Source organism: Trichococcus pasteurii, from assembly GCF_900112935.1.
Lineage (GTDB): Bacteria > Bacillota > Bacilli > Lactobacillales > Aerococcaceae > Trichococcus > Trichococcus pasteurii.
The window spans coordinates 46,557-71,316 of the sequence record NZ_FONM01000004.1 but is presented as its reverse complement, the minus strand read 5'-3'; the positions used below and the strand labels follow the sequence as shown (position 1 = coordinate 71,316).

Sequence of the window (24,760 nt, the reverse complement as noted above, 5' to 3'; positions counted from 1 at the left end):
CGATATGACCTTCAGACTATCTCAAGCTTATCCCCGATCATGACATCACCCGTAAACTTCATTGCGTTGGCTTCAACAACATATTTCGCTCGCTTGACAATAGGAGATATGGTTCCTGGTTTCATATTCCCCGCGATATGCACGACCCGATCCTCTTTATCCAAAAAGATAACATCAATCGGAAATTTCATAAAAAAACAGTGGACACTATTGCATGGTTTGATCATCAAACCCGTATTTTCGGGAATCGATGGTCTGCCCATCAATCCCCGAAAACGGTCATAGAAAGTATCCGCCGTCTGAAGATCCTCCAAAATCACTTCTCCGGTTATTGCATTGATCAGTCTTTTCATCTCACATCTTACCTTCCAATACGTTTCTGGCTTTGGTTTCTTCAGCTAAAGACTTTTCTGCTTTGTAAATGAAGCGGTACCCGCCGGATTCAAAAGCATCTTGGTCGAATATTTCTTTGTTGGTGTGGACTTCACCGTCCAACTTGAAGATGCCGGGAGGTGTCGTTTCAATTTTGATATGCACCGGTATATACGTTTTTGATAGCGTCCGATACCCTTCCCAGCATTTGAAGCGAGCTGGACTCGTCTCGACCTTCACGATCATCCGATAAGGGATTTTTGCCCCTTCCAAGGACAAGACAGCTTCCTTGTCTTCTCCGCCTAACACAATCAGCTTAGTATCCACTTTCTTCGGCAGCAACCATTCTTGAGCGTTTTCCGGATCATCCGCTTTTGCGTAGACAAAACTCCTGCTGATGCTCAGTGCTTGTTTCAGTTTCAATACATAAATCAACCGTCCAAGAGCAATGATGACTATAGGCAAAGACACCAACACGCCCACAAACAGGCCGTTTTTCGTCATAAAATCCAACGTTTTTTTCTGGAAATACGCTGAGCCCGAGAACAGTTGGATTTCTGTTCCGAACGATTGCGTTTGTGTCAAGGAGTCTTCAGCCTGCATTGTGATGGAAACTGATTTAGCCCCTAAAGGCGCGCTGTCATCCAAAGCTAGTACGATGTCCATTTCGGAAGTTTCTCCGGGTTCTAGTGTGAGACTTTGTTCTTTAGCTACAGCATCCTCGGCTTCAACTGAAAGCTGAATGGTCTCGCTTCTTTTGGAGTCGTTCTTGAGCTGAACTGGAACACTGACTACGCTGCCTGGTTTTGTATACAATGCTTCATCAGTAACTTTTCCGGACACCGCACCAACCGAAATGACGCGATAATCCCCACTGTCTTCCTCTAGCGTAAAATTACCCTGAGGAGTGGTTCCTTGCGCGACGAGCGAAACCGAATAATCACCCTCTTCGGAAAGAGGCAATTCGGCAGTGTAAACACCGTCTCCGGCGGTTTCGTCTGCACCCGATTCCGGACCGGCATCTTGCATCGGAATAATTTCCTGGCGGCCATCGGAATAAGTTGCAACCAAGTTCATGCTGTTGATGACAGTTCTTTGCGAACCATCCAGTAGTTGGTCATCCAATTCCAAATACCCTGTGAGGGTCTGGCTCTCGCCGATTTTGAAGATGTCACCATCCAGCTCTTGATCACTTTTCAGTACAGGAAGTTGTTGGACGGAAACCGAAACAGAGCTGCTCGTGATGACGGTCTCTCCGCTGATGATCTGCGTTTCCAGAATATAGGAACCTCCTTGATCGACATTCTCGTAAGTCCCGACATATTGACCTTTTTCCAAGATTAATGGGATAGTCTCAAATTCGACAGCCCCATTTTTTGAAACAACACCCTGAACAGCCATTTCATCACTCAATTCACCGTCCACTTCCACCACCAGGTCAATCGGTTCATCCATCGGCACTTGCGTGTTTGCCTGTGGGCTGATCATCCAGGATTTCAATGTCAGATCTTTGTCTCCAAACAGTTGCGCGTTGCCGGTTCCAGTAATGACCAACTCCCAGTCGCCTGCAAGTTCCTCTTCGGTTTGGTTCATCGTGAGGATGCTGTATTGCTCGTTCTTCTGGATGCTGATTCGATCATTCCAGGCTTCACTGTTGACAGGCCGGATGAAGACGTCCGTTCCGGCGGTATCATAAGTGACGGCCATCGTTACTTGGGAAGTATAACCGTCTACCTGAAACGGAACAACACTCTCTCCAGACAATGCAACCGACTCATTCCAAAATCCTTGCCGGTTTTTCAACGTGCGCAACACATCAACGAAATTGACAGCAATATCGCCAGCACTGCCCAAGAATTTTGCTTCTCCTCTTGTGTCCGTAGCGATGCGCTGTAGAATGCTTGTGTCGACCGTACCGAAACCAAGCGGATAGACAGCGATGTCCTTTTGCCCCAAACGGGCGGTCGTCTCCCAGACGGAGTCCATATATGCCGTCATGAAAACCGTATCCTCCCGCTGCGCATAGTCGGGTTCCGGCACGCCATCGGTCAAGAAGAGGATGACTTTGCGCACAGCCGGATCATCGATGCTTTCCAACTGCTCCTCGGCTTTTTCGAGCGCAGCCCGGTAATTCGTGTTCCCGTTGACTTCAGTTATCGAGGCCAACGTGTTCTTGATGGTCTGCTTGTTTGCGGTATCCCCTACTTGCTGCATCGGAACCAACTCGGTGGCTTCCGTCGCAAAGGAAACGATGCCCACATGGTCTTCCGGGCTGAGCATATCCACGAAAATATCGGCGGCTGTTTTCCGCAAGTGATTGGGATCTGTTTCAGCCATGCTGCCGGAAGTGTCGATGACCAGAGCCACCGCAATCCGCTCGGAAGCAGTCGTTTCAGCCGTCGCATACCCAGGCAGGGTGATCCATCCGATGAATATGCTCAGGAAGACCAATACGAAGGCATTTTTCGCACGCATATTCCTCTCCTCCTTTCTGACATCATTTATTTCATCAATGTTTCCATAATGTTCAACACTGCCGGCCCGAGAATGACGACGAACAGTGCCGGGAACATGAAGAATACAATCGGAAAGAGCATCTTGGTCGGGATTTTGGCCGCCATTGTTTCTGCCCGTTGCCTTTTGTTGACACGCATCGTATCTGCCTGAATCCGCAGGACGTTTCCGATATTCGACCCCATCTCCTCGGCTTGAATGATGGATGTCACGAACGTTGCCAAATCCGGCACCTGCGTCCGTTTGACCATCTCCCGGAGCGCTTCCGAACGGCCTCTGCCTTTGCTGATTTCGTTCATCGTGAACAGCAATTCTTCACTCAATGGGCCTTTCATTTTATCCGTTGTCCGGTAAATGGCCATATCAAATGCCAGACCCGCTTCTACGCTGACATACAGCACATCCAAAAAACTCGGCAAGGCATATTCGATTGCTTCGATCCTTTTTCTGGATTTTGTTTTCAGAGAAGAATAGGGCAACAGGAAACCCGCTGCACCGGCCAAAACTACATATATTCCATTCGTCGGCTGTTCTGTGAGCCTCATCAGGAAATGCGTACCAAAGGCCAACAACAGCCCCAACATCAACTGGATTGCGATGATGTTGTTGAACTTCATGGTACCCCTCGTTCCGCTACTGCTCAAAAGCTGTTCGTATTGCTTTTTGATGGATGACGGTGCCAGATTTCCCAGTGCTTGGATCATCCGTTCATATACCGGATCGATGACCCGTTCGGCAAAGGATTCCCGCATCTCTTCATCGAAGGCATCCCGTGTGTCCGCCATCACCTTCACATTGTCCAGCCGTTCTTTCAGTACTTGCTTCGGTATCAGCACCGCGTCATAGAAAATATAGAAAATGAAAGAACTTGTCAGAAACAACGAGACGTATACTATGATTTCCATTTGGGTTCCCTCCTATATTTTCACTTTCACAATCCGGGTCAGCAAGAAAGCTCCTAAAAGCATCATCCCCGCTGCAACACCTACCATCATCAATCCTAGTGGATCTGAAAAGAGCGATCCGATATAGCTCGGGTTAAGGACGAACATCACGGCGGCAATCGCGATCGGCAAGATGCCGATGACAACGGCCGACATTTGGCTTTGTGCGGTCATCGTGAGGATGTCCCCTTTCAGTTTGACGCGTTCCCGGATTGTCTCCGAAATCGTGTCCAATATTTCGGAAAGATCCCCTCCGACCTGCAGATGGATGAGCAACGTCGTGATGAAGATGTCCAAATCCTCGTCGTCTGTCCGTTTGCCCAGTTCCAGCAAGGCCTCGTCCATATTTTTCCCATATGAATTGTCGCGCAACACTTTCGCGAATTCATCAGCTATCGGCGCGTCCATCTCACGGCCAACGACCGCCATCGCCTGCGAAAAGCTGAAACCTGCACGAAGCCCATTGGAAATCAGGCTGAGCGCTTGCGGCAGTTGGTCATTCAGCTGTTTTGCCCGCTTCTTACGGATCGATTCCAAAAGCAGTTCCGGCACCCGGAAGCCCAGCACAAGTCCGAACACCGCCAGGAATGGATTTTCCGAACCAAACCAAATCAACATACTCAGAAACAGCCCGGCCATGATGGATATTTCGATGAACTCGATCGGTTTCATCTTGATATATGCCTGCAGCAGTTTTGTCTTGATTCGTGCATAGTAGTTCGATCCTTCCGCAAAACGGATTGCTTTTTGGAGGAGGCCCTTCAACAAGCCTTTTTGATTTCTTTCCTGGTCCTGATGATATTCATCAAGCGATTTGCCGGTTTGTTTCAAGCGGTTTTTGATTGTGGACCGCTGTTCGAAAAGCAATAAATAAACTGAATAGAAAAAAAGCAATACCGTCATGAAAATAAAAAACATCAGCAGCGTTTCCATGTTACAGCCCCTTTCTGAAAGGGTCCATGTTTGGCGTGCCTACCGGTTTAAAGAGGCTAGGCGGAATGTTCTCCCCGTGCGCCTTAATTTTTTCCATAAAATTCGGCATGATACCGGTCGCTTTATGCTTCCCTTTTACATTCCCGTGTTCATCGAAACCCATTTGGTGGAAAAGGAAAATATCCTGCAAAGTGACGATTTCCCCTTCCAGACCGATGATTTCGCTGATTTTGGTTACCTTGCGGCTGCCGTCCACCATGCGTTCAACCTGGATGATCAAGTCGATGGCTGAAGCGACTTGTTCGCGGATCGCCCGGGATGGCAATTCAACGCCCGACATCATCACCATCGTTTCCAGTCGGGAAAGACTGTCCCGCGGTGAATTCGCGTGGATGGTGGTCAATGATCCGTCATGACCGGTATTCATCGCCTGCAGCATATCCAAAGCCTCCCCGCCACGGACCTCGCCGACGATGATCCGATCCGGACGCATCCTTAGTGCGTTGACGACGAGATCCCGGATGGTGATTTTGCCGTTGCCCTCGATATTTGCTGGGCGGGACTCCAACGTCACGACATGCGCTTGTTGTAGTTGCACCTCAGCTGCATCCTCGATGGTGACGATCCGTTCATCTTCGGGAATGTAGCTGGAGAGCACATTCAGCAAAGTCGTCTTCCCGGAGCCGGTTCCACCTGAAACCAATACATTGATCCGGCCTTTTACGCAAAGGCGCAAAAATTCTGCAATGTCGCCGTTCAAGGCTCCGAACGTGATAAGATCATTCGTTGTCAACGGATCTTTCGAAAATTTACGGATCGTTATGGAGGGTCCTTTGACTGCCAATGGCGGGATAATGATGTTCACCCGTGATCCGTCCGGTAGGCGCGCATCCACTAAAGGCGAACTTTCATCCACCCGTCTTCCCAATGGCGAAATGATTTTGTCGATGATGTGCATGACATGTTTGTCATCCCGGAACTCATTTTCTGTTTTGATGATTTTCCCTTTTCTCTCAACGAAGATATCCAGAGGTCCATTGACCATAATTTCCGTGATGGTGTCGTCATTCAACAGATCACTGATCGGTCCGAACTGATAGACCTCATTCATGACGGACTGGTTCACTTTTTGCTTGTCGGCATACGACAGGTGGCGCTTTTGTTCAAAGATGATGTTGCTGATGATATCGTTGATTTTTTCTTGGGTCTTTTTTTGCTCCGAGATATCATCAGCTTCCTTTGTGGGCGGAAGCTGATCGATGACGATCTGCAACACTTCATAGGCGAGCTCATCCAAATCACGCCTTCTTTTCACAAGACCGCTTTGGCTCTCTTCTTTTTCTTCTGCATTCGTTATCCCTGAGAAACTGAAATTTCCGTATGTGCCCAGATTCATGGTCACAACCTCCTCTTGCAATCGATGCGTGTTGGTTTTCAGGCTTTCAACAACTCATCCTGAATAAATTTCGCGCACATTTTTTCAAAATTTTTGGAAAGTGTATTTTTTGGATACTCGTAAACCAGCGGTACCCCTCTATTCAAGGAGGACAACACCCGGTGGTAATCCAAGCCGATGGAAGCATCAACCTTTTTGTTAAGGGTCGTCTCCACGTCATTTTTCTTGATTTCCCCTCTTAAATCTTCTTTGTTCAGGACAATCCGGATTTTTGATTGTGGAAAATTGAGGTCTTTCAAGGTGACCAGCAACACTTTGATGTTGCGGACAGCGGAGAGTTCAGGGGTGGTGATGACTAGAAGTTGATCAGCCAAAGCCAACGCGGGCATGATCGTTTCAACGAATCTGCCGGGCATATCTACGATAACGTAATCGAACGACTCCCTTAACGATTCAAGGATGACATGAATATGTTCAGCGTTGATGAAATCATTCATGTTCGGCTGCAAGTTCGCTGGCAGGACTTTGATGCCTGATTCGTGCGGGATGAGATAGCTTTCGATCAGATCGCTATCCATGTGGCGGATATCATCGATGATGTCCGTAATGGTAAATTTCGGATAAAGGTTCAAAGCAAGTGCCGCATTACCGAAGTCCAAATCCAGATCGACCAGAACCACACGTTTTTCCGGGTTCTTCGCTAGGGAAGCAGCCAAGTTGATCGAAACGAAGGTTTTCCCGACACCCCCTTTGGTGCTGAAGACCGTATAGACTTGCCCTAATTCACTCTTGCGAAGTTTCTTTTGGGGGGCTTCTGCCTTCGTGACGGCTGTGCGTTCCTGCAATTGATGGATCCGATAAATAGAATTCATTAATTTTTCCGGATCGATTGGTTTGATCAAGACATCTTTGGCTCCAGCGAACAAAGCATTATGCATCGTCTCTTCCAAGAGTTCCGTTTCCACCATGATGATGCTGGTATGTGGAAACTGTTTCGACACTTTTTCCGCAAAAGCATACCTTGAACCGTTAAAGCATGATCCCATCAAAAGGATATCAGCCGTTGCCCGTTCCAATGATTCCCAGGTCTTGTTTTCATCGATGGAATCACCGGCCAAGTGGATGTAATCGATGTTTTTCAGCATTTCCGTGATTTCCAGACGTTCGGTTTCCGAGTCCGCCAATAATAATAATTTCATCTTATTCACATTTCTCACCGCTCTCTCCAAGAATCAAAGTTATCTGTTCCGTAGCCACCCAGGTCCTGCCAAGCAGTATCTACAGGGTTGCGCAATGTAAAGTAGATAGTACCATTCAGGCTACCAAAGGCAATGACTTCTGCCTGAGCCGGTGTCACCAACAGCGTCAATGAAGTAGGTACGCCTGAAGCGGAACTGTCCGCCGTATCGGCGTTCGGACCGCGTTCCAACACTTCGATATTCTGCAGTTGGGTGTAAGCGACCTGCGCCCCTTCCGATGGCGTGTAACTTACGAGGATATCCAGCTTATCACCTGTCATCACATATCCTCCGACACCATCCACTTCACTTGTTGCTACTGTGATTGCACGCATGGTTTCCGGAATGCGGTAAGAAAGTTCCGCTTCTTCATCCGTTGCGACGATCCGTTCCGTCAAGACTTGTTCGCCTGCAATCAGTTCGGTTGTTGTCGTTCCTCCCACCACATCAGCTATTGCTGTATAAGTGTCGGCATGCACCGCTTCGCTCGGGATTTCTTTGATTTCCAACATATCCTCAGTGACCTTCACATGTGACGGAATGGCAGTGAGTGCCACAACAACTTCACTCATTTCGACTTGATTCTCTTGGGCGGATGCTTCAACTTGCTTCAGATACACATATATCATACCCGTTGTGAGCAGTGCCAAGATGCCTGTAATGATCCAAACTCTTTTTTTTGCCTTCACATTGTTTCACCCCTTCTGATTTTGTTAAATAATACTGAGAACACTATATGTACAATATTATTCGCCTTTTTTTTTTATTTTTTACTCTAATCTCATAGTGACACTTGCAGTAGCATCGATTGCATCAGCTGTAGAAAGATAAAAACCCAATGGTCTGCTTGAATCGATGTGGAATCCAACCAAGGAATTCTCTGCAGACTCAGCTGTGGCAATTACTGAAGTTTCATTGATGGTGACATTAACTAATGTACCAGGCACATGAACCATAGCATATGCTTCAGCTTGTGCTTCAGTTTTTCCCGCCGCAGCATATCTAGCTCCTTCTCTGGCTGCCGCTGAAACTGCTATTTCAGCTTTCAATATCCAGCCAAATTCCAAAACACCTAATACCAACAGCAGAAGCATCGGTAATACTAGCGCAAATTCAACTAGAGATTGCCCCCTTTGGCTGCTTTTGAGTTTTAAAAGAATCTTCAATTCGCTCACCTCACTTGTCTAAAAAATCGGATAACCGTTCTTGTAGGCGATCAGCACCAGCACGGCTCCACCTGCGATAGCAACACCATACGGGATGTAGATTTTTTTGTAGTCATGGCCGTTCCTGGAAAATTTTTCATAGGCTTTGCATACTGTCTCGTTGTAGCCCAATCGGATGGCGAACTGAAGAAGAAAGTTGATCAACGTGTACAGCATTTTTTTCAACGTTTCGCGCAATTTTCCGGTGTAAAGCAAATGGAGAAGAACCATGATTCCACCAACGATGGCCGAATACAATGCCGTGATCAGTGAAAAGCGCCAGCCCATCAAAGCGCCGATGGCTCCCATCAATTTAACGTCGCCGGCCCCCATGCCGCCCATGACGAACGGGATGAAAAAGATCGCCAAGCCGGCGAACATGCCAATTATGCTTTGCAGCAGACCAGTCCATCCTCCCGTGATGCTATTGAACAGGATACCGATGAGAATGCCCGTGAAAGTGATTTTGTTCGGGATTTTCCGTTCCTTCAGATCAAAAAATCCCGAAGCCGCGACGAGCATCAGCAGTAGTGCGTTGTTTGCCGTTACCATATTACTTGCCCCCTTCACATTATCAGGTTATATTTTCAAATAAATTCATTATTTTATGATTGTTGGTTTATATACGGATATCATGCAGGAGTTTTTAGAAAAAAATCCCGCCGGAATCAGCGGGAATTAACAGATATTTTTTCATTCCATTTGATATGATTAGGCGGCTGGAAGAGCATCTTGTATTTTCTTAAAAATTATCGCTACTCTTTTTCCAATTTCTGGAATGAAGGCGATTGCTGCAACTGAAATTAAACCAATAATCAACGCATACTCTACCAAACCTTGTCCTTCTTCTTCTTGAACCAATCTTCTCATGATTTCCATGATAATTTCCTCCTCTTTCTGTCCGTTTTTTAATGTTGTTGTTGTTTATGAGGCGGCTTCGTTTGTTGAAGTCACTTCATTGAGCAACAACACCATTTTTGAATAGACATATTTCCCGTTGTATATCTATTCAAAAATGGAGGCCATCGGAAACAATCCGTTAATGGCAGTTTCATTAAATAATTTCAATGTAATTGTTTACATTTTCTCGAAAAAAGGTTATATTTATGATAACTATATATTATTCTTTATTATTGACATTTTATCGGCGCTTTTAAATAAACGTTTAAATCCCCTTGATGGTATGTTCATTTTACTAACTTAATGGTAAATAGCTTTGTAGTTGTTGGATTCAAAAAAAAGATTTGCGTGCGGTGAAAAAATTTAGAAGCTGAAATAAATTTTTGTGAATTTCTAAGATGAGTTGTGCCGTTGATGGTGCTTTACATTAGAGGTAATGTTTTAATAGAATTGAATTTGATGAAGGGCTAAGAAGATGTTGAAAGTGTTGTAGACCGAGTTGATCTGTTTGCAGGTGTGAAGTTTGAAGAAACGAATCGTTGCATCGGAATGTTGTTCCGTTCTTATTTCGTGGTGTATTTAACTTATGTCCTTATTTTATAATATTTTTCGGTATATTCAATCCACAGATTCTGGATCTTTGTGCAAATTTTAGACACTATGGAGTGATTTGTTCATATTTTCAACATTCGGAACGGAATTGTTTCTTTATTGAAGGAGGTTTTTTAATGCAAAATGATTCGGACAGCAGAAGCGCACGCAGGACCAAACATTTATTTAAGGATGCTTTATTGAGATTATTGGAAACAGAAAGTTTCGCATATATATCAGTCAAGGATATCGTTGAGACTGCCGACTTTAACCGCACAACCTTCTACAACCACTACATCGACAAGTTTGATTTACTGGATGACGTGACTCAAGATCTACTGGACGAATTTAGTGATGCCCTCCAGACAAGCTTTCAAAAATACCATCCAAACAGTAAAATATTGATAAATAAAACGGATGTCACCATTTTCGAATTTGTTTATCGTCACAGATATGGGCTTTCAATTTTTAAGCAATCCGAACTTCTGCCGAATTTTTCACAAAAGTGTTCACAGGTCGTGCAAGATAAGCTGATGGACATCTGGTCCCCACAAGTTGATATGGCCGAACACAGATTGAAGGCATATACAAAGATATTTACTTATGGATTGATGGGTACAATTTCCGGGTGGATGTCCGAAGATTTTTCCGCTCCTCCTGAAACGGTGACACAAGACTTCGTCGATTTCTATAATTTAAAAGTCGAAAATATAAACAAGTAATCATGATCTTATTATTTAACCTTTATAGAACCAAAAAAGATGGGACTGCGTTCACAACGAACACGATCCCATCTTTATTTTGTATATTTCTGAATCACATTGCCACAAGCTTAACCCGCTATCTCAAGCTTCCCACGGCACTTCCCACAAACATACTTCTTCAGATCAATCCTTCGCTTGCGGGGATAAAGCTGCCCGCATGCATTGCAACTATAGAGCCATTTCGACGGCGCCACAGTCCCAGCTTGGCGCATGTCCTTCACAAACCGGCTCCCGCCGCTCTCCTTCAGCAGCTTCCGGAAGTCGGCATCCCGATGCTGATAGCCCCGACCCTCAATATGCAGATGGTAATGGCAGAGTTCATGCTTCACGACCTTTTCCAGCTCCTCAGGTCCATGCAACTCCAGCACCAACGGATTGAAATCCAGGTTGTGGCTGTTGAGGTGATAGCGCCCTCCTGTCGTTCGCAGGCGGCGGTTGAAGGTGGCGTTGTGGCGGAACGGCTTCCGGAAAACAGTATTTGAGATGTGCTCCACCAGTTGTTGCAGTTCTTGTTCATTCATCATTTGTTCCTCATTATTTTTGCGGCAGCATCGTCAGGGCAACGCGGCCTTTGTTCGTGTCGACATGATCGACCCAAACGGTCACGATATCGCCGACCGCGACCACATCGGACGGGTGCTTGACGAAGCGGTTGCTGAGTTTGGAGATGTGGACCATGCCGTCCTGTTTGACGCCGATGTCGATGAAGGCGCCGAAGTCCACGACGTTGCGGACGGTCCCCTGCAGTTCCATGCCCGGTTTCAGGTCTTCCATCGACAGCACATCCTGGCGCAGCAATGGTTGCGCGATGTCGTCGCGCGGATCGCGGCCCGGTTTCGTCAGGCCGGCGATGATGTCCTGCAAGGTTTCTTTGCCGAGTCCGGTCGCTTCGCGGGTTTTGGTGCGGTCCAAGGCACCCAGCGCTTCGCGGGCTTGTTCGGTGCCGATGTCCTTCAGGCTGAGTCCTGCCAGTGCCAATACTTCTTTGGCGGCCGGATAGGATTCCGGATGGATATCGGTGTTGTCGAGGATATTTTTGCCATCGGCGATGCGCATGAAGCCGACCGATTGCTCGAACGCTTTCGGGCCGAGGCGCGGCACTTTCTTCAGTTGTTGGCGGCTGTCGAAGGCGCCGTTCTCTTCGCGGAAAGCGACGATGTTGTTCGCGATCGTTTTGTTCAGGCCGGCGACGTGCTGCAGCAAAGGCGCACTGGCCGTGTTCAGGTTGACCCCGACTTGGTTGACTGCCGTTTCGACGACGAAGTCCAGGCGTTCGCCCAATTGTTTCTGGGAAACGTCATGCTGGTACTGGCCTACGCCGACCGATTTCGGATCGATCTTCACCAATTCGGCAAGCGGATCCTGCAGGCGGCGCGCGATGCTGACGGCGCTGCGCTCTTCGACCTGGAAATCCGGGAATTCTTCGCGGGCGATATCACTGGCTGAATAGACCGATGCGCCCGCTTCATTGACGATGGCGTAATAGACCGTATGCGGCACTTGTTTGAGCTGCTCGGAGACGAACAGCTCGGATTCACGGCTTGCGGTTCCGTTCCCGATGGCGACCATTTCCACTTTGTAATCCGACAGCATTTTGCGGAAAGCCGGGCCGGCAGCGGCGCGTTTTTCCTGGTTGGCCGGTTTGTGCGGGTAGATGACGCTCTTCGCCAACACTTTTCCGGTGGCATCCACGATCGCCAGTTTGCAGCCGGTGCGGTACGCCGGGTCCAAACCAAGCACCACTTTGCCTTTCAAAGGCGGCTGCAGCAACAGGTTGCGCAGATTGTCGCCGAAGACATCGATCGCTTGCGCATCGGCGGCTTCGGTCAGTTCGTTGCGCAGTTCGCGTTCGATGGCCGGCCCGATGAAACGGCGGTAGCTGTCTTCATAAGCTGCCTGCAGATAAGGCACGGCGATGCTCTTGGGATTCTTCACGACCTTTTTCGCCAAGTAAGCGAAGATTTTCTCTTCATCGATCAGAACGGCGACCTTCAGGATGCCGGCTTTTTCGCCGCGGTTCATGGCCAGGACGCGGTGCGAAACGAGCGAGGAGATGCCTTGCGAGAACTCGTAGTACATTTCGTAGACGCCCTTTTCATCCTTTTCGGTATCCTTGGCCGTGCTGACGATCTGTCCGTTTTTGCGCGTGTATTCGCGGATATGTTCGCGGTAGGCTGGCTCGTCGCTGATGATTTCGGCGATGATTTCATGGGCTCCTGCCAAAACGTCTTCTATAGTAGAAAGTTCCATTTCGTCGTTCAGGAATTCCTTGGCCTTCGCTTCTACTGATAAGGATCCGTTCATTGGACCGCTCATTAGCCACTCGGCAAATGGAGCCAGTCCTTTTTCGCGGGCGATTGCGGCTTTCGTGCGGCGCTTCTGTTTATAGGGACGGTACAGGTCTTCGACGCGTTGCATCTTTTCGGCGCGTTCGATATCCGCTTTGAGCTTCGGCGTCAGCTTGCCTTGTTCCTCGATGATGCGGATGACTTCTTCCTTGCGCTTGTGCAGGTTCGTAGCGTACTGGTGGCGCTCTTCGATTTGGCGGATTTCTACCTCATCAAGCGAGCCCGTAACTTCCTTCCGGTAGCGTGCGATGAACGGGACGGTATTGCCCTCTTCCAATAGTTGCAGTACTTTTTCGATCTGTGCGGGTCTGAATTGGTTAAGTTCGGCTTTCACCAAGTCCAAAACGATTTGTTGTGCTGTTTCTGTCATTTTGTTAAAAACTCCTGCCTTTCGGATGGGGCTGCCGTTTCGGCACCCTCATCTTTTTTGTACGATATAATCTTCTTTCATGCCGTTTTTGTCGAACACGACGCCGTGCAGCGAGCCGCCGTAGACGGCCCCGCCATCGATGCCGATCTTGCCGTCCGAAATCCAGAGATCCGAACGGTCGTTGTCGCCGTGCAGGTAAAAGGTCGGGGTATGCCCGAACACGATCGTTTTGCCGGTGCGGTTCTTCTTTTTGTGGAATGGTTCGCGGATCCAGAGAAAGTCCTCCTCGGTGCTGTCGTGCCAATCTTTTTTGCTCAGATCAACACCGGCATGGACAAAAACGTACTGTTCCCATTCGTAGTACAAAGGAAGCTCGGTCAAAAAAGCGAGCAGATCCTTGTAATAGTGTTTCATCATCAGCGCGATTTCGGTAGGCGAATACTCCTCGTTGATGTGCTCATGCAGGAAACTTTCCAAGGAACCCAACCCGCCGTTCAGGAAATAATTGCCTGCGAATTCCTCCGGCTTTGCGATGAAATTCAGCAGGATGCCCTCATGATTGCCCTTCAGATAGATCGCACCTTGTTTTTCCACAAGCTCCTTCGCCAGCAGAAAACAAGCTTTCGAATTTTCGCCGCGGTCCCCCAAATCACCGATAAAAATCAACTGTTGCTTCTCCCGGTCCCACTTTTCCAATAATTTCTTCAGTGAGGTGATCTCCCCATGGACATCGCCCACCACAAACACTTCGTCTTTCACAATCATCACCTTCTAACTTTCAGACTATTTCGCTCCTTATCATTTTAGCATATCACCCACTTTCCTGCTCAGGCAGATTCACCAAAAAAAGGACCTAATTTCCTGAAATGCTAACGTTAAGTTGTAGGGACGGCATTTTTGATGCGCTTTCATTATCGATTCAAGCAAATCACGAACATTAAAGTGATAAATTGATTAAATCATTCACTTATTTATTGCAAGCTTTTGTGTGATTGGTTATAATAGTCGAGTGGTAAGCAAGGAAAGCATATGAAATCATTTATTGTTACTGTTTCCTGTCGCTGCCGAAAAAAATTCAGATGGGAGATCTTTTCAAAATGGAAAATTTCTTTAAACTCAAAGAACACGGAACAACAGTTTCCACAGAAGTTGTTGCGGGGATCACAACTTTCTTCGCAATGTCGTATATCATTTTCGTCAATCCGGCAATCCTTTCTTTATCTGGGATGCCTAGCCAAGCAGTCTTCTTGGCAACAATCATTTCCGCTGCAGTCAGCACTTTGGTGATGGGCCTTTTCGCAAACGTACCTTATGCTTTGGCACCGGGTATGGGCTTGAACGCCTTCTTCACTTTCACTGTCGTCTTCTCACTTGGTTTCACTTGGCAACAAGCTTTGGCCATGGTATTCATCTGTGGGATGGTCAACGTTCTGATCACAGTAACAAAAATCAGAAAAATGATCATCAAATCGATCCCTGAAAGCCTGCAGCACGCAATCAGCGGCGGTATCGGCATCTTCATCGCTTATATCGGGATCAAAAACGCCGGCTTCTTGGAATTCACTTCCGACGCTGGCTCCATCACTGCAATCAACGGCGCTCCTTATGACGCAACAGCTGAGATTTTCACTGGCGGAGTAGGATCAGTCATAACTGGCGGCGGCATCGTCCCTGCCTTGGTTAATTTCACGCAAATGCCTGCATTATTGGCTTTGATTGGTTTGGTCATTACGGCTGTACTGATGGTCAAAAATGTCCGCGGCGCGATTTTGGTCGGTATCGTTGCTACGACTTTGTTGGGCATCCCGATGGGTGTTGTTGATATTTCCACAGCAAGCCTGCAAGCAAACTCGCTTGCGACTGCCATTTCGGAATTGGGCGTCACATTCGGTGCCGCTTTCGGTTCCGAAGGCCTGTTGTCCCTTTTCTCAGATGCTTCCCAATTGCCTTTGGTATTGATGACTATCTTCGCATTCAGCCTTTCCGATACTTTCGACACAATCGGTACGTTCATCGGAACGGGCCGTCGCACTGGCATCTTCTCTGCTGAAGATGAAAAAGCGCTTGAAGAAAGTTCCGGATTCAGTTCGAAAATGGACAAAGCCTTGTTCGCCGATTCAGTCGGTACGGTCATCGGTTCGATCTTCGGTACTTCCAATACAACTACTTACGTAGAAAGTGCTGCCGGTATCGGTGCTGGCGGACGTACAGGGTTGACTGCGGTTGTTGTTGCCGGCATGTTCATCATCAGCGCGTTCTTCGCCCCTCTGATCGGTGTCGTTCCTGCTGCCGCAACGGCTCCTGCTTTGATCATCGTCGGCATTTTGATGATGGGTTCCTTCTCGGAAATCAATTGGCATGATCTGGAAGATGCTGTCCCTGCTTTCTTCGCATCCATCTTCATGGGTCTTTCTTACAGCATTTCCTACGGTATCGCGGCTGGTTTCTTCTTCTACTGCATCGTGAAAGTCGTCAGAGGAAAAGCGTATGAAATCCACCCGATCGTGTGGTTCTCTTCGGCTTTATTCCTGGCCAACTTCATCATCCTGGCATTGCTTTAATACAACTGGACACAATTCCGATTAATCGGAATTGTGTCCGTTTTTTTAATTGTTTTCGTTTTCGGCAATAAATTGTTGCGATTACATGATTTTGTCGATATAATAAGTTCGAGTGTTAAACTGAATATCTCCATAGGGGAGTAACTAGCAGTACAAGGCTGTGGTAACGTCAACAATAAGTAGAGTAATCCTATCTGCTGGTGTTACCTTAAATAGTGAGACTTATGCATACAGTGTTGTCTGAAAGACAATTTTATGCATAGGTCTCTTTTCATTTTAACACTACTACATTCAGGTTAAGAGAGGGGAAATACTGTGTCAAAAGAACAACTGAATAAAGCGTTCTTCGCGCAAACGGAAGAGGAAGTCTTAGCTGAACTTAACTCGACTAGAGATGGACTTACCAAAGAGGAAGCCGCGAAGAGATTGGCTGAGTATGGCGAGAACATACTGGAAGCAGGTGAAAAACGCACCACTTTGCAAAAATTCTTGGATCAATTCAAGGATTTCATGATTCTCGTTCTATTAGCTGCAGCTATCATTTCTGGTACTATCGGTCATGAAATCGCTGATGCTATCATCATCTTGGCTGTTGTTATCATCAACGCATTCTTAGGTGTCTTCCAAGAGAACAAGGCCGAAGAAGCAATCGAAGCTTTGAAAAAAATGGCTTCACCACTTGCAAACGTAAAACGCGGCGGAGAAGTCATCCAAGTCAAGTCCGAATTACTTGTGCCTGGTGACATCATCGTTTTGGAAGCCGGAGATGTTGTTCCTGCAGATATCCGCCTTTACGATGTAAATTCACTTAAAGTCGAAGAAGCTGCCCTGACTGGTGAATCTGTACCGGTTGAAAAAGACTTGCGCGACGTTGAAACTGACGCTGCTTTGGGTGACCGCAAGAACATGGCATTCTCTAGCACAAACGTTACTTATGGCCGCGCGGAAGGTGTCGTCGTCCTTACAGGGATGAACACTGAAGTCGGACATATCGCTAACATGCTGCAAAACGCTGAAGAAAAGAAAACACCATTGCAGATCAACCAAGATCAAATGGGTAAATCTTTGACGATTCTGATTTTGGTCATCGCTGTATTGATGTTCATCATTGGCTTCGGCTTCAATGGCCGTCCTTGGTTGGATATGTTGATGGTTTCCATCTCCGTTGCCGTTGCCGCTATTCCTGAAGGTTTGCCTGCCATCACAACAATCATCTTGGCATTGGGTACGCAAAAAATGGCCAGCAGAAATGCGCTTGTCCGCAAGTTGCCTGCTGTTGAAACATTGGGTGGTACTGAAGTTATCTGTTCCGACAAAACCGGTACATTGACTCAAAACAAAATGACGATCGAAAAAGTTTACTACGATGGTCAAGTCCACGATGCTGATGAAAACATCGACTTGGAATTGCCTGTCATGAAGATCATGAACTTGGCAAATGACACAAAAATCGCCAACGACAAATCGTTGATCGGTGACCCTACTGAAACAGCAATGGTTCAATATGGTTTGGAAAAAGGTTTCGACTTGTCCGCTAAATTGGTCGACATGCCGCGTATTGCTGAAGTTCCTTTTGAATCAGACCGCAAATTGATGTCCACGATCCATCCTGAAGGCAACCAATTCATGGTCGCTACAAAAGGTGCTCCTGATGAATTGTTGAAACGCTGCACGCACATCATCAAAGCTGGCGTCATTTCTCCAATCACAGACGCTGACAGAAAAGAAATCCTGGACACAAACCACAGCTTGGCTATCCAAGCATTGCGCGTATTGGCGATGGCATTCAAAAACGTCGCTGCTGTACCTGCTAAAATGACGACTGAAGCAGTCGAAACGGACTTGGTCTTTGCCGGTCTGATCGGTATGATCGACCCTGAGCGTCCGGAAGCTAAACAAGCGATCGCTCAAGCCCAAAAAGCTGGTATCCGTACTGTCATGATCACGGGTGACCACAGAGACACTGCTTCTGCAATCGCAACGCGTTTGGGTATTTTGGATGAGAACTCTTCTGCTAAAGCAGTCATCACTGGTGCTGAGTTGAATGATATCTCTGATGATGATTTCTTGCGCACAGTTCAGAACTACTCTGTATACGCTCGTGTTTCTCCTGAACACAAAGTACGTATCGTTAAAGCTTGGCAAGACCAAGGTAAAGTGGTTGCCATGACTGGTGACGGCGTAAACGATGCGCCTTCATTGAAACAAGCTGACATCGGTATCGGTATGGGTATCACAGGTACGGAAGTATCCAAAGGCGCTTCTGATATGGTATTGGCTGATGACAACTTCGCAACGATCGTTCACGCGGTTGAAGAAGGACGTAAAGTTTTCGCAAACATTCAAAAAGCGGTTCAATACTTGCTTTCCGCTAACTTGGGTGAAGTATTGACATTGTTCATCGCTACTGTTTTGGGATGGCAGATCCTTGAACCAATCCACTTGCTGTGGATCAACTTGGTTACGGACGTATTCCCTGCTATTGCTTTAGGTTTGGAAGAAGCTGAGAAAGATGTTATGGAGCAAGCACCTCGTGGCCGTTCTTCCAACTTCTTCTCGAACGGCGTATTCACCAGCATGATCTACCAAGGTATCTACGAAGGTAGTATTACCTTATTCGTATTCTGGTTGGCAACTGGCTACTATGGCTTTGAACTGCATATCGGTGAAGCAATGGCCTTCTTGACATTAGGATTCATCCAATTGTCGCATGCCTTCAACTGTAAATCAGTCTTCAAATCATTGTTCTCGGTCAACCCGTTCGGCAACAAAATGTTCAACTACGCAATCCTGCTTTCGTTAGCATTGATGCTGATGGTGGCATTCACGCCTGGATTGAACACAATCTTTGGCATCTACGACATGACTGGCCAGCAATGGATGATCGTTGTCGCAGCTGCATTGTCAGTAATCCCATTCGTAGAGATTGTAAAAGCAATCTTGCGCGCTGTCGGATACGACAAAAAAGTAAATCAAATCAAAGAATAATAACTGAATGTTTGAAAACCCCGTCGCGACTTATGGTCGTGGCGGGGTTTTCTTTTTGACGCGGGACGAGATTATTGGTTCATTCGGAAACAACAAACGGAAATCCGAAATGCTGGTTTTGATTGCGGTTTTTACATTACTCTTGTTCCGTAGTGCCCGCAGTATTGAACTTTTCAATCAATTCATCAAATCGCTTTTTCCCTTCGTATTCGTTTTTTAGCTCGAGAAAATAATCGTAATCTTCGCTTGTCAAATCCATCCGTAAAGACAATACTTCATAAGTTTTCAAAAGCTTCGGTTTCGTCCGCTCTTTGTACGCCATAATGATCAGCTCCATATTAGTTTTCAAAGATAATATGCGCGCAGACTCTGTGATTGCTTTTCGCATTCTTGAACTTTGAACAATCCGGATTTATTTTTTCACCTGAATATCCACATTGCAGGCAAAATCAAGAGCTGAGAGTAGGCGCCTCAGTCTGGTATCAGTTAAAATGAATATACAAGCCACACCTCCGGAAAGGACTGGAAGAATGTACGCAACAATCAAAAAACAAAACGGACCAACAATCGCCGAATTCAACAGAACCGTCCCCTATCCGATCGAATCTGTCTGGCGGATGCTTACGGTAAACGAGCAGCTGCAAAAATGGTTCCCACAACTGGAAATCGAACAGTTGCGACCCGAAGGGAAAATCAGATTCGACTTCGGAAACGGGTCCTACGAAGAGATGACGATACTTAAAGTTTCCGAACCATCAAGCTTCACCTTTACATGGGACACAAACATTATGCGTTTTGAATTGTCCGGGACTGCCGATGGTCAAGCTGATCTGAAGCTCAGCGAAGACATCGTCGAGGTTACCCCGCATACACCCCGGGATATCGCCGGCTGGCACGCTTGCCTGGAAAATATCATTGCTATTCTGGATGGATATCCCGTTAGGCCCGGTCCTGCGGAAAATTGGGACGAACTTTATCAGTACTACGAAAATGAATTCGAAATATTGGCTGAAGAGTAGAAAAAGAAACCAGCTGATTAGCCCACCACAACAGGGCCGATCAGCTGGTTTCTTACTTTCTCTATCTTAAACGCGAATCATCACGCTCTCTACCTCATAGTCACAAATTCTTCCGCGCCGGTCGGATGGATGGCTACGGTGTTGTCGAAGTCGGCTTTGGTTGCGCCCATTTTGATGGCTACCGCGAAGCCTTGGATCATTTCATCGACGCCGTAGCCGATGCCGTGGAGGCCGATGACTTTTTCCTCTTCTCCTGCACAGACCAGTTTCATCTTAACAAGCTGGCGATGGGCTGTAACGGCCGTGTACATCGATGCAAAAGTGGACTTGTATACTTTCACCTGATCGGCGCCAAACTTCTCTATGGCGTCTTTTTCGCTCAATCCGACGCTGCCGATTGGCGGGTGGCTGAAGATCACGGTCGGGATGTTGTCGTAGTTCAATTTCTCGTTCGGTTTGTTGTTGAACAGGCGCTCCGAAAGTCTGCGGCCGGCCGCGATCGCTACCGGCGTCAGCATGTTCTTGCCGGTTACGTCCCCGACTGCATAAATGCCGTCAACGGAACTGTTCTCGTACTCATCGACGATGATGAACTTTTTGTCGCTGACTTTCACATCCGTCGCTTCGATGTTGAGGCCGTCGATATTGGCGGTCCGTCCGATCGCCCAGATGATTTTGTCGAAGACTTCCGATCTGCCGTCCTCGAGATGCAGCGTCAAAGTGCCGTCTTCATTCTTTTCGACAGCTTTTGAGACAGCATGTGTGTGCAACATCGGACCGTCCTTTTCGATTTCCTGCATCAGGCCTTCAATAATGATGTCATCGTATTTGCGCAATGGCGTGTCATAGCGGACATAGAGATGCGTATCCACGCCCAGATTGTGCAGCACGCCGGCCAATTCGATGGCGATGTAGCCCGCGCCGACGACAGCGACTTTCTCCGGCAATTCAGTCCATTCGAAGAACGTGTCGGAAACGTCGCCGAGTTTTGCGCCAGGAATCCGCGGACGGATCGGTTTTGCGCCGGTCGCGATCAGGATATGCTTGGAGCGGATCAGCTCCCCGTTCACTTCAACGGTATGGTTGTCGACGAATTTGGCGAAGCCTTCGATCACATCGACATTGCGGCGTTCGAAGCCGGCTTGATAGGAGTTGCGGGAGCGCTCGACATAGGCATCCCGGTTCTTCAATAAGGTCGGGAAGTCGATTTTGTGCGCGCCTGTAGCGAACCCATAATCCGGTCCGTATTTGTGGATTGCCTCGGATATTTGGGACGCATACCACATGATTTTTTTCGGTACGCAACCGATGTTCACGCAGGTTCCCCCCAATAACTTCCCTTCAATAACAGCTGTTTTGGCACCATATTCTGACGCACGGTTCATCGTTGCGATGCCGCCGCTGCCTCCTCCGATGGCGATAAAATCATATTCCCTCATCATGTTCCTCCCAATAATAGCTATGTATTCTAATTATTTTTTTCTTTCTTCCAACCAGACGCACCCGATCGTCTGCGATGCCGGCAGAATGGCCTGATAGCGGCCGTGGTTATCGTAAGCTTTATAGAAAAGCTTGCCGTCTTCGTTGTAGCCGTAGGCGTAGACGACCACCCAATGGTTCTTGTACTTGCTGTTGAACAGCCGCGTCGTTCCGACAATGACAGGTACCGGGTCCGGACGATCCAACAACGCCGTAACAATTTTTTCCGTGATGAGTCCCGATTTTACGGCCCAATCCGGAATATCCGCCAGCAAAACTTTCAGGCCGTGCTGCACATCCCAGAAGAAGGTCCCTTTGTAGGGCAGAAATTCGTCAACGACCGTCAACAAGCCCGCCAACAACGTATCTTTATCCAGGGAATGCTTGTATTTATGCAGAACCGCATCATGCACCAGCACGGCGCTGCAGTAGGTTCCGCAGATTCCCGGGCTGCCGCTGTTGATCCAGCTGCGGTACTTTGCGAAGCGTGATGGCTTGAGACCGTGCCACTTTTTCGGCAAATTCTTTTTGGACTGAAGCTCTCTATCTTTGTGATTTGACGTCATGACAAGTTCCTTTCTAAAATGAAGCTGCATGAAACTAAATGAAGCGAATGGGCCATCTTCCCATTATACACCCTGTCAGCTGATTAGATGGAAGAGGATGCTCACGGCCCCCGATACCAAAATCAGCCAAATCGAGTCGATTTTCGTGGTCCGGAGCGCATAGAGTGCCGCAAGGAAGATCGCCACCGCGAGGAAATTGATGGTGATCCCGCCGATTGCTGTCCCGCCGGATTGGAACAGGGCAGCCACAAAGAGCGCCAGTCCTGCAGCCGCAATCAAAGCCACGACTGCCGGACGGAGCCCGCCGAGAATCCCCTGCATGATTTTGATGTCGCGGTATTTATAGTAGGCCCATGCCAAAATCAATGAGAGGATGATCGAAGGCGTGACCGTACCGAGCGTCGCTATGATTGCTCCCCCAAAACCACCCACTTTTGTGCCGACGAAAGTCGCCGAATTGATGGCGATCGGTCCCGGGGTGATCTGCGAAATCGTGATGATGTCCGTGTACTCCTGCATCGTCAGCCAGCCCTTATTCGTGACGATTTCATCCCGGATCAGCGGCAAAGAAGCATAGCCCCCGCCGATTGTGAATAAGCCGATCTGGAAAAAAGACCAGAATAATTGCAGATAGATCATTTGCCCACCCCCATCTTCGCGCGGTAGCTCAGATTGATGAAACCGACCAGACCTGCCAGGAAAATGATCAGGACGACATGCACATCGAAAAAGTAAGAAGCTATGAATGCTGCAAGCAACAAAAGTGTGTTAATAATGTCCCGTTGTTTGACGACACCGCTGACCATGCCGATGACGACATTGACGATGACTGCCGCCACGCCCGCCTGCATCCCGATCATCAAAGCGTCCACAATCGGATTTTCGCGAAAATTCATGTAGAAATAGGAAATGATCGTAATGATGGCAAGCGGCGGCGCAACCGTACCGAAGACAGTCACTAATGCCCCCAACAATCCCGCCATCCGGTAGCCGACCAAAATGGACGTGTTGACGGCGATTGCGCCCGGCGCGGACTGCCCCAAGGCCACCAGGTCCAACATTTCATCTGCCTCGATCCACTTGAGTTCTTCCACGAATTTCTTTTGCATCAACGGCACGATGACATACCCGCCGCCGAAAGTGAATGCGCTCAGCACAAACGTTGATTTGAACAGCATCCAAAACAATCGGCCTGACTTTTCTTTATTCACCAAAGCTTCTCCCCACCTCTTGATTATTTTCAACCCATATACCTTTGATTCTACCAAAGTTGCCTGTTTATGTAAAAAGAACGATTCGACAGATGAGGTTAAGCAATCTTCCCTCTCATAGGATTTTCTTAAGAATGTTCAAAATAAATTGAAAATGCCGGTGCTTCGTGTATAGTTAGATAAGAGCATTGGAATAATATAGAACTAATTTTTGAGGAGTGAATCACTATCGAAGCTTGGATTCAAAGCATTATGGAGCAATTTGGCTACTTCGGTGTAGCATTTTTGATTATGATCGAAAATCTTTTTCCGCCGATCCCTTCTGAAGTCATTTTGACTTTTGGCGGCTTTATGACAACCACTACGGAACTGAACATCCCCTTGATGATCGTCGCCGCAACAATCGGTGCCGTAGTCGGTGCCGCGATTCTTTATGGTCTGGGTACCCTTTTGGATGTCGAGAGACTGGATAAGATCGTCGACAAGTACGGCAACATTCTGCGCATCACGCATGCTGATATCCACAAAGCGGATTCCTGGTTCGATCGCTACGGCTTCTGGACGGTCTTCTTCTGCCGCTTTGTGCCGTTGATCCGCAGCCTGATTTCTTTGCCAGCCGGAATGGCGAACATGAACTTCGGACTTTTCCTTCTGTTCACTACGATCGGTACCGTCATCTGGAACACAGTCCTGATTTACCTGGGCGCGGCGGTCGGCTCGCAATGGGAAACCATTGTCCATTATATGGACATCTATTCCAACATCGCCTACGTCATCCTTGGCATTATCGGAATCGCCGTCATCATTTGGTATATCCGCAAACGAAAACAGACCGTAAAAGCAGACTGATAAGCCTGGCCATCATCCAATCCGGAAGATGGCTTTTCTTGTTTTTCTGCAGAATTATCGTATACTTATAGTAAGAAAGCAGAACCGGATAGGCAGTTTCCCCGAACAGTCGCTTGCGGTTAATATACAGAAAGAAAGGGATTAAATCATGAAATTCACTTTTACCGATTCTGCCATCGCGGAAATCCAAAAACGCTACGACCTCAAGGACATCAGCCTGTTCTATGCGGTCGGCGAGGATTGCGGCTGCCCGACCACCGGCATTTTCATGCTGAAAGTCAATGATGCCGGAATGGCGGAATACGATGCCGTGATCGAAACGAACATCGGACCCGTGCCTGCCCAAAAATGGGCTTTGGTTTTCCTCGACAGCGACAATGTCGTCGATTTTAATGAACGCCTGCGCGCCTTCCAACTGAAGAGCGAGCGCGGCTTCCTGAACATGAACCTGTTGCTGGAACAGACTGTCGCGCAATAAGCAGCACAATACAACAAACAGCCTCCGCCAATCC

Annotated in this window: 24 protein-coding genes; 6 read left to right on the top strand and 18 right to left on the bottom strand. The window is 47.6% G+C overall.

What is annotated here, in order from left to right:
- Positions 1-11: 11 nt before the first annotated feature.
- The 10 genes from BM184_RS05485 to BM184_RS15170 all read right to left on the bottom strand — a co-directional run bounded on the left by BM184_RS05485 (position 12) and on the right by BM184_RS15170 (position 9,481).
- Complete coding sequence (locus BM184_RS05485; RefSeq protein ID WP_086942508.1) at positions 12-353, bottom strand: DUF192 domain-containing protein; 342 nt, start codon at positions 351-353, stop codon at positions 12-14.
- Position 354: 1 nt separating this feature from the next.
- Complete coding sequence (locus BM184_RS05480; RefSeq protein ID WP_086942507.1) at positions 355-2,847, bottom strand: vWA domain-containing protein; 2,493 nt, start codon at positions 2,845-2,847, stop codon at positions 355-357.
- Between the two features lie 26 nt (positions 2,848-2,873).
- Positions 2,874-3,791, bottom strand: coding sequence for a type II secretion system F family protein (locus BM184_RS05475; protein ID WP_086942506.1), 918 nt, complete (start codon positions 3,789-3,791; stop codon positions 2,874-2,876).
- A gap of 12 nt (positions 3,792-3,803) precedes the next feature.
- Positions 3,804-4,763 carry a type II secretion system F family protein gene (locus tag BM184_RS05470; protein WP_086942505.1) on the bottom strand — a complete coding sequence of 320 codons (960 nt, stop codon included), beginning with the start codon at positions 4,761-4,763 and terminating at the stop codon, positions 3,804-3,806.
- Position 4,764: 1 nt separating this feature from the next.
- The gene (locus tag BM184_RS05465; RefSeq protein WP_086942504.1) at positions 4,765-6,159 is read right to left on the bottom strand and encodes a CpaF family protein; all 1,395 of its coding nucleotides are present in this window, start codon (positions 6,157-6,159) and stop codon (positions 4,765-4,767) included.
- A 38-nt stretch (positions 6,160-6,197) separates the two neighbouring features.
- Positions 6,198-7,358, bottom strand: a complete 1,161-nt coding sequence (locus BM184_RS05460; RefSeq protein ID WP_143091112.1) for an AAA family ATPase — start codon at positions 7,356-7,358, stop codon at positions 6,198-6,200.
- A gap of 14 nt (positions 7,359-7,372) precedes the next feature.
- Positions 7,373-8,086 (bottom strand): Flp pilus assembly protein CpaB, encoded by a 714-nt coding sequence (gene cpaB / locus BM184_RS05455; protein WP_086942502.1) that lies wholly within the window; start codon positions 8,084-8,086, stop codon positions 7,373-7,375.
- 81 nt (positions 8,087-8,167) lie between these two features.
- Positions 8,168-8,563, bottom strand: a complete 396-nt coding sequence (locus BM184_RS05450) for a TadE/TadG family type IV pilus assembly protein (protein ID WP_218150985.1) — start codon at positions 8,561-8,563, stop codon at positions 8,168-8,170.
- A gap of 18 nt (positions 8,564-8,581) precedes the next feature.
- A complete protein-coding gene (locus BM184_RS05445) occupies positions 8,582-9,154 on the bottom strand; it encodes an A24 family peptidase (protein ID WP_086942500.1) in 573 nt (190 codons plus the stop codon).
- A gap of 159 nt (positions 9,155-9,313) precedes the next feature.
- A complete protein-coding gene (locus BM184_RS15170; RefSeq protein WP_120488153.1) occupies positions 9,314-9,481 on the bottom strand; it encodes a Flp family type IVb pilin in 168 nt (55 codons plus the stop codon).
- Positions 9,482-10,230: 749 nt separating this feature from the next.
- Here BM184_RS15170 and BM184_RS05440 point away from each other — a divergent pair.
- On the top strand, positions 10,231-10,815 hold the full coding sequence (locus tag BM184_RS05440; protein WP_086942499.1) for a TetR/AcrR family transcriptional regulator: 585 nt from the start codon (positions 10,231-10,233) through the stop codon (positions 10,813-10,815).
- Between the two features lie 110 nt (positions 10,816-10,925).
- Here BM184_RS05440 and BM184_RS05435 read toward each other — a convergent pair whose 3' ends face one another.
- From BM184_RS05435 to BM184_RS05425, 3 genes are read right to left on the bottom strand one after another with little or no spacing between them, the layout of a single operon-like run.
- Positions 10,926-11,378: a SprT family protein gene (locus tag BM184_RS05435; RefSeq protein WP_086942498.1), complete on the bottom strand. Its 453-nt coding sequence runs from the start codon at positions 11,376-11,378 to the stop codon at positions 10,926-10,928.
- A gap of 13 nt (positions 11,379-11,391) precedes the next feature.
- Positions 11,392-13,575 (bottom strand): Tex family protein, encoded by a 2,184-nt coding sequence (locus tag BM184_RS05430; RefSeq protein ID WP_086942497.1) that lies wholly within the window; start codon positions 13,573-13,575, stop codon positions 11,392-11,394.
- A 48-nt stretch (positions 13,576-13,623) separates the two neighbouring features.
- Entirely contained in the window at positions 13,624-14,334 is a 711-nt protein-coding gene (locus BM184_RS05425; RefSeq protein WP_086942496.1) for a metallophosphoesterase family protein, read from the bottom strand.
- 338 nt (positions 14,335-14,672) lie between these two features.
- Here BM184_RS05425 and BM184_RS05420 point away from each other — a divergent pair, with 338 nt between their 5' ends.
- Positions 14,673-16,136 carry an NCS2 family permease gene (locus BM184_RS05420; RefSeq protein WP_086942495.1) on the top strand — a complete coding sequence of 488 codons (1,464 nt, stop codon included), beginning with the start codon at positions 14,673-14,675 and terminating at the stop codon, positions 16,134-16,136.
- 315 nt (positions 16,137-16,451) lie between these two features.
- On the top strand, positions 16,452-19,124 hold the full coding sequence (locus BM184_RS05415) for a cation-translocating P-type ATPase (protein ID WP_086942494.1): 2,673 nt from the start codon (positions 16,452-16,454) through the stop codon (positions 19,122-19,124).
- A 136-nt stretch (positions 19,125-19,260) separates the two neighbouring features.
- On the opposite strand, the gene BM184_RS05410 is transcribed toward BM184_RS05415, so the two are convergent.
- Positions 19,261-19,446: a hypothetical protein gene (locus tag BM184_RS05410; RefSeq protein ID WP_086942493.1), complete on the bottom strand. Its 186-nt coding sequence runs from the start codon at positions 19,444-19,446 to the stop codon at positions 19,261-19,263.
- A gap of 208 nt (positions 19,447-19,654) precedes the next feature.
- On the opposite strand from BM184_RS05410, the gene BM184_RS05405 reads away from it, so the two are divergent.
- A complete protein-coding gene (locus tag BM184_RS05405; RefSeq protein ID WP_177208553.1) occupies positions 19,655-20,143 on the top strand; it encodes an SRPBCC family protein in 489 nt (162 codons plus the stop codon).
- 89 nt (positions 20,144-20,232) lie between these two features.
- Here the strand turns inward: BM184_RS05405 and gorA are convergent, their stop codons facing one another.
- The 4 genes from gorA to BM184_RS05385 form a co-directional block, all read right to left on the bottom strand.
- Positions 20,233-21,582: a glutathione-disulfide reductase gene (gene gorA / locus BM184_RS05400; protein WP_086942491.1), complete on the bottom strand. Its 1,350-nt coding sequence runs from the start codon at positions 21,580-21,582 to the stop codon at positions 20,233-20,235.
- A gap of 33 nt (positions 21,583-21,615) precedes the next feature.
- Positions 21,616-22,188 (bottom strand): dihydrolipoamide dehydrogenase, encoded by a 573-nt coding sequence (locus tag BM184_RS05395; RefSeq protein ID WP_245830650.1) that lies wholly within the window; start codon positions 22,186-22,188, stop codon positions 21,616-21,618.
- Between the two features lie 75 nt (positions 22,189-22,263).
- Positions 22,264-22,827 carry a chromate transporter gene (locus BM184_RS05390; RefSeq protein ID WP_086942489.1) on the bottom strand — a complete coding sequence of 188 codons (564 nt, stop codon included), beginning with the start codon at positions 22,825-22,827 and terminating at the stop codon, positions 22,264-22,266.
- Positions 22,824-23,399, bottom strand: a complete 576-nt coding sequence (locus tag BM184_RS05385; protein ID WP_245830648.1) for a chromate transporter — start codon at positions 23,397-23,399, stop codon at positions 22,824-22,826. Before BM184_RS05385 ends, BM184_RS05390 begins: the two co-directional genes overlap by 4 nt.
- Positions 23,400-23,651: 252 nt before the next feature.
- On the opposite strand from BM184_RS05385, the gene BM184_RS05380 reads away from it, so the two are divergent.
- Together BM184_RS05380 and BM184_RS05375 are read left to right on the top strand one after the other, a co-directional pair.
- Positions 23,652-24,248 (top strand): DedA family protein, encoded by a 597-nt coding sequence (locus BM184_RS05380; RefSeq protein ID WP_218150984.1) that lies wholly within the window; start codon positions 23,652-23,654, stop codon positions 24,246-24,248.
- Positions 24,249-24,396: 148 nt separating this feature from the next.
- Positions 24,397-24,726, top strand: a complete 330-nt coding sequence (locus BM184_RS05375; RefSeq protein WP_086942487.1) for an iron-sulfur cluster biosynthesis family protein — start codon at positions 24,397-24,399, stop codon at positions 24,724-24,726.
- Positions 24,727-24,760: the final 34 nt, after the last annotated feature.

What these genes read in the sequence shown, in the direction of transcription:
- BM184_RS05485 (WP_086942508.1), bottom strand. Translation starts at nt 353, where the DNA reads ATGAAAAGACTGATCAATGCAATAACCGGAGAAGTGATTTTGGAGGAT.
- BM184_RS05480 (WP_086942507.1), bottom strand. Translation starts at nt 2,847, where the DNA reads ATGCGTGCGAAAAATGCCTTCGTATTGGTCTTCCTGAGCATATTCATC.
- BM184_RS05475 (WP_086942506.1), bottom strand. Translation starts at nt 3,791, where the DNA reads ATGGAAATCATAGTATACGTCTCGTTGTTTCTGACAAGTTCTTTCATT.
- BM184_RS05470 (WP_086942505.1), bottom strand. Translation starts at nt 4,763, where the DNA reads ATGGAAACGCTGCTGATGTTTTTTATTTTCATGACGGTATTGCTTTTT.
- BM184_RS05465 (WP_086942504.1), bottom strand. Translation starts at nt 6,159, where the DNA reads ATGAATCTGGGCACATACGGAAATTTCAGTTTCTCAGGGATAACGAAT.
- BM184_RS05460 (WP_143091112.1), bottom strand. Translation starts at nt 7,358, where the DNA reads ATGAAATTATTATTATTGGCGGACTCGGAAACCGAACGTCTGGAAATC.
- BM184_RS05445 (WP_086942500.1), bottom strand. Translation starts at nt 9,154, where the DNA reads ATGGTAACGGCAAACAACGCACTACTGCTGATGCTCGTCGCGGCTTCG.
- BM184_RS15170 (WP_120488153.1), bottom strand. Translation starts at nt 9,481, where the DNA reads ATGGAAATCATGAGAAGATTGGTTCAAGAAGAAGAAGGACAAGGTTTG.
- BM184_RS05440 (WP_086942499.1), top strand. Translation starts at nt 10,231, where the DNA reads ATGCAAAATGATTCGGACAGCAGAAGCGCACGCAGGACCAAACATTTA.
- BM184_RS05435 (WP_086942498.1), bottom strand. Translation starts at nt 11,378, where the DNA reads ATGAATGAACAAGAACTGCAACAACTGGTGGAGCACATCTCAAATACT.
- BM184_RS05430 (WP_086942497.1), bottom strand. Translation starts at nt 13,575, where the DNA reads ATGACAGAAACAGCACAACAAATCGTTTTGGACTTGGTGAAAGCCGAA.
- BM184_RS05420 (WP_086942495.1), top strand. Translation starts at nt 14,673, where the DNA reads ATGGAAAATTTCTTTAAACTCAAAGAACACGGAACAACAGTTTCCACA.
- BM184_RS05410 (WP_086942493.1), bottom strand. Translation starts at nt 19,446, where the DNA reads ATGGCGTACAAAGAGCGGACGAAACCGAAGCTTTTGAAAACTTATGAA.
- BM184_RS05405 (WP_177208553.1), top strand. Translation starts at nt 19,655, where the DNA reads ATGTACGCAACAATCAAAAAACAAAACGGACCAACAATCGCCGAATTC.
- gorA (WP_086942491.1), bottom strand. Translation starts at nt 21,582, where the DNA reads ATGAGGGAATATGATTTTATCGCCATCGGAGGAGGCAGCGGCGGCATC.
- BM184_RS05395 (WP_245830650.1), bottom strand. Translation starts at nt 22,188, where the DNA reads ATGACGTCAAATCACAAAGATAGAGAGCTTCAGTCCAAAAAGAATTTG.
- BM184_RS05390 (WP_086942489.1), bottom strand. Translation starts at nt 22,827, where the DNA reads ATGATCTATCTGCAATTATTCTGGTCTTTTTTCCAGATCGGCTTATTC.
- BM184_RS05380 (WP_218150984.1), top strand. Translation starts at nt 23,652, where the DNA reads ATGGAGCAATTTGGCTACTTCGGTGTAGCATTTTTGATTATGATCGAA.
- BM184_RS05375 (WP_086942487.1), top strand. Translation starts at nt 24,397, where the DNA reads ATGAAATTCACTTTTACCGATTCTGCCATCGCGGAAATCCAAAAACGC.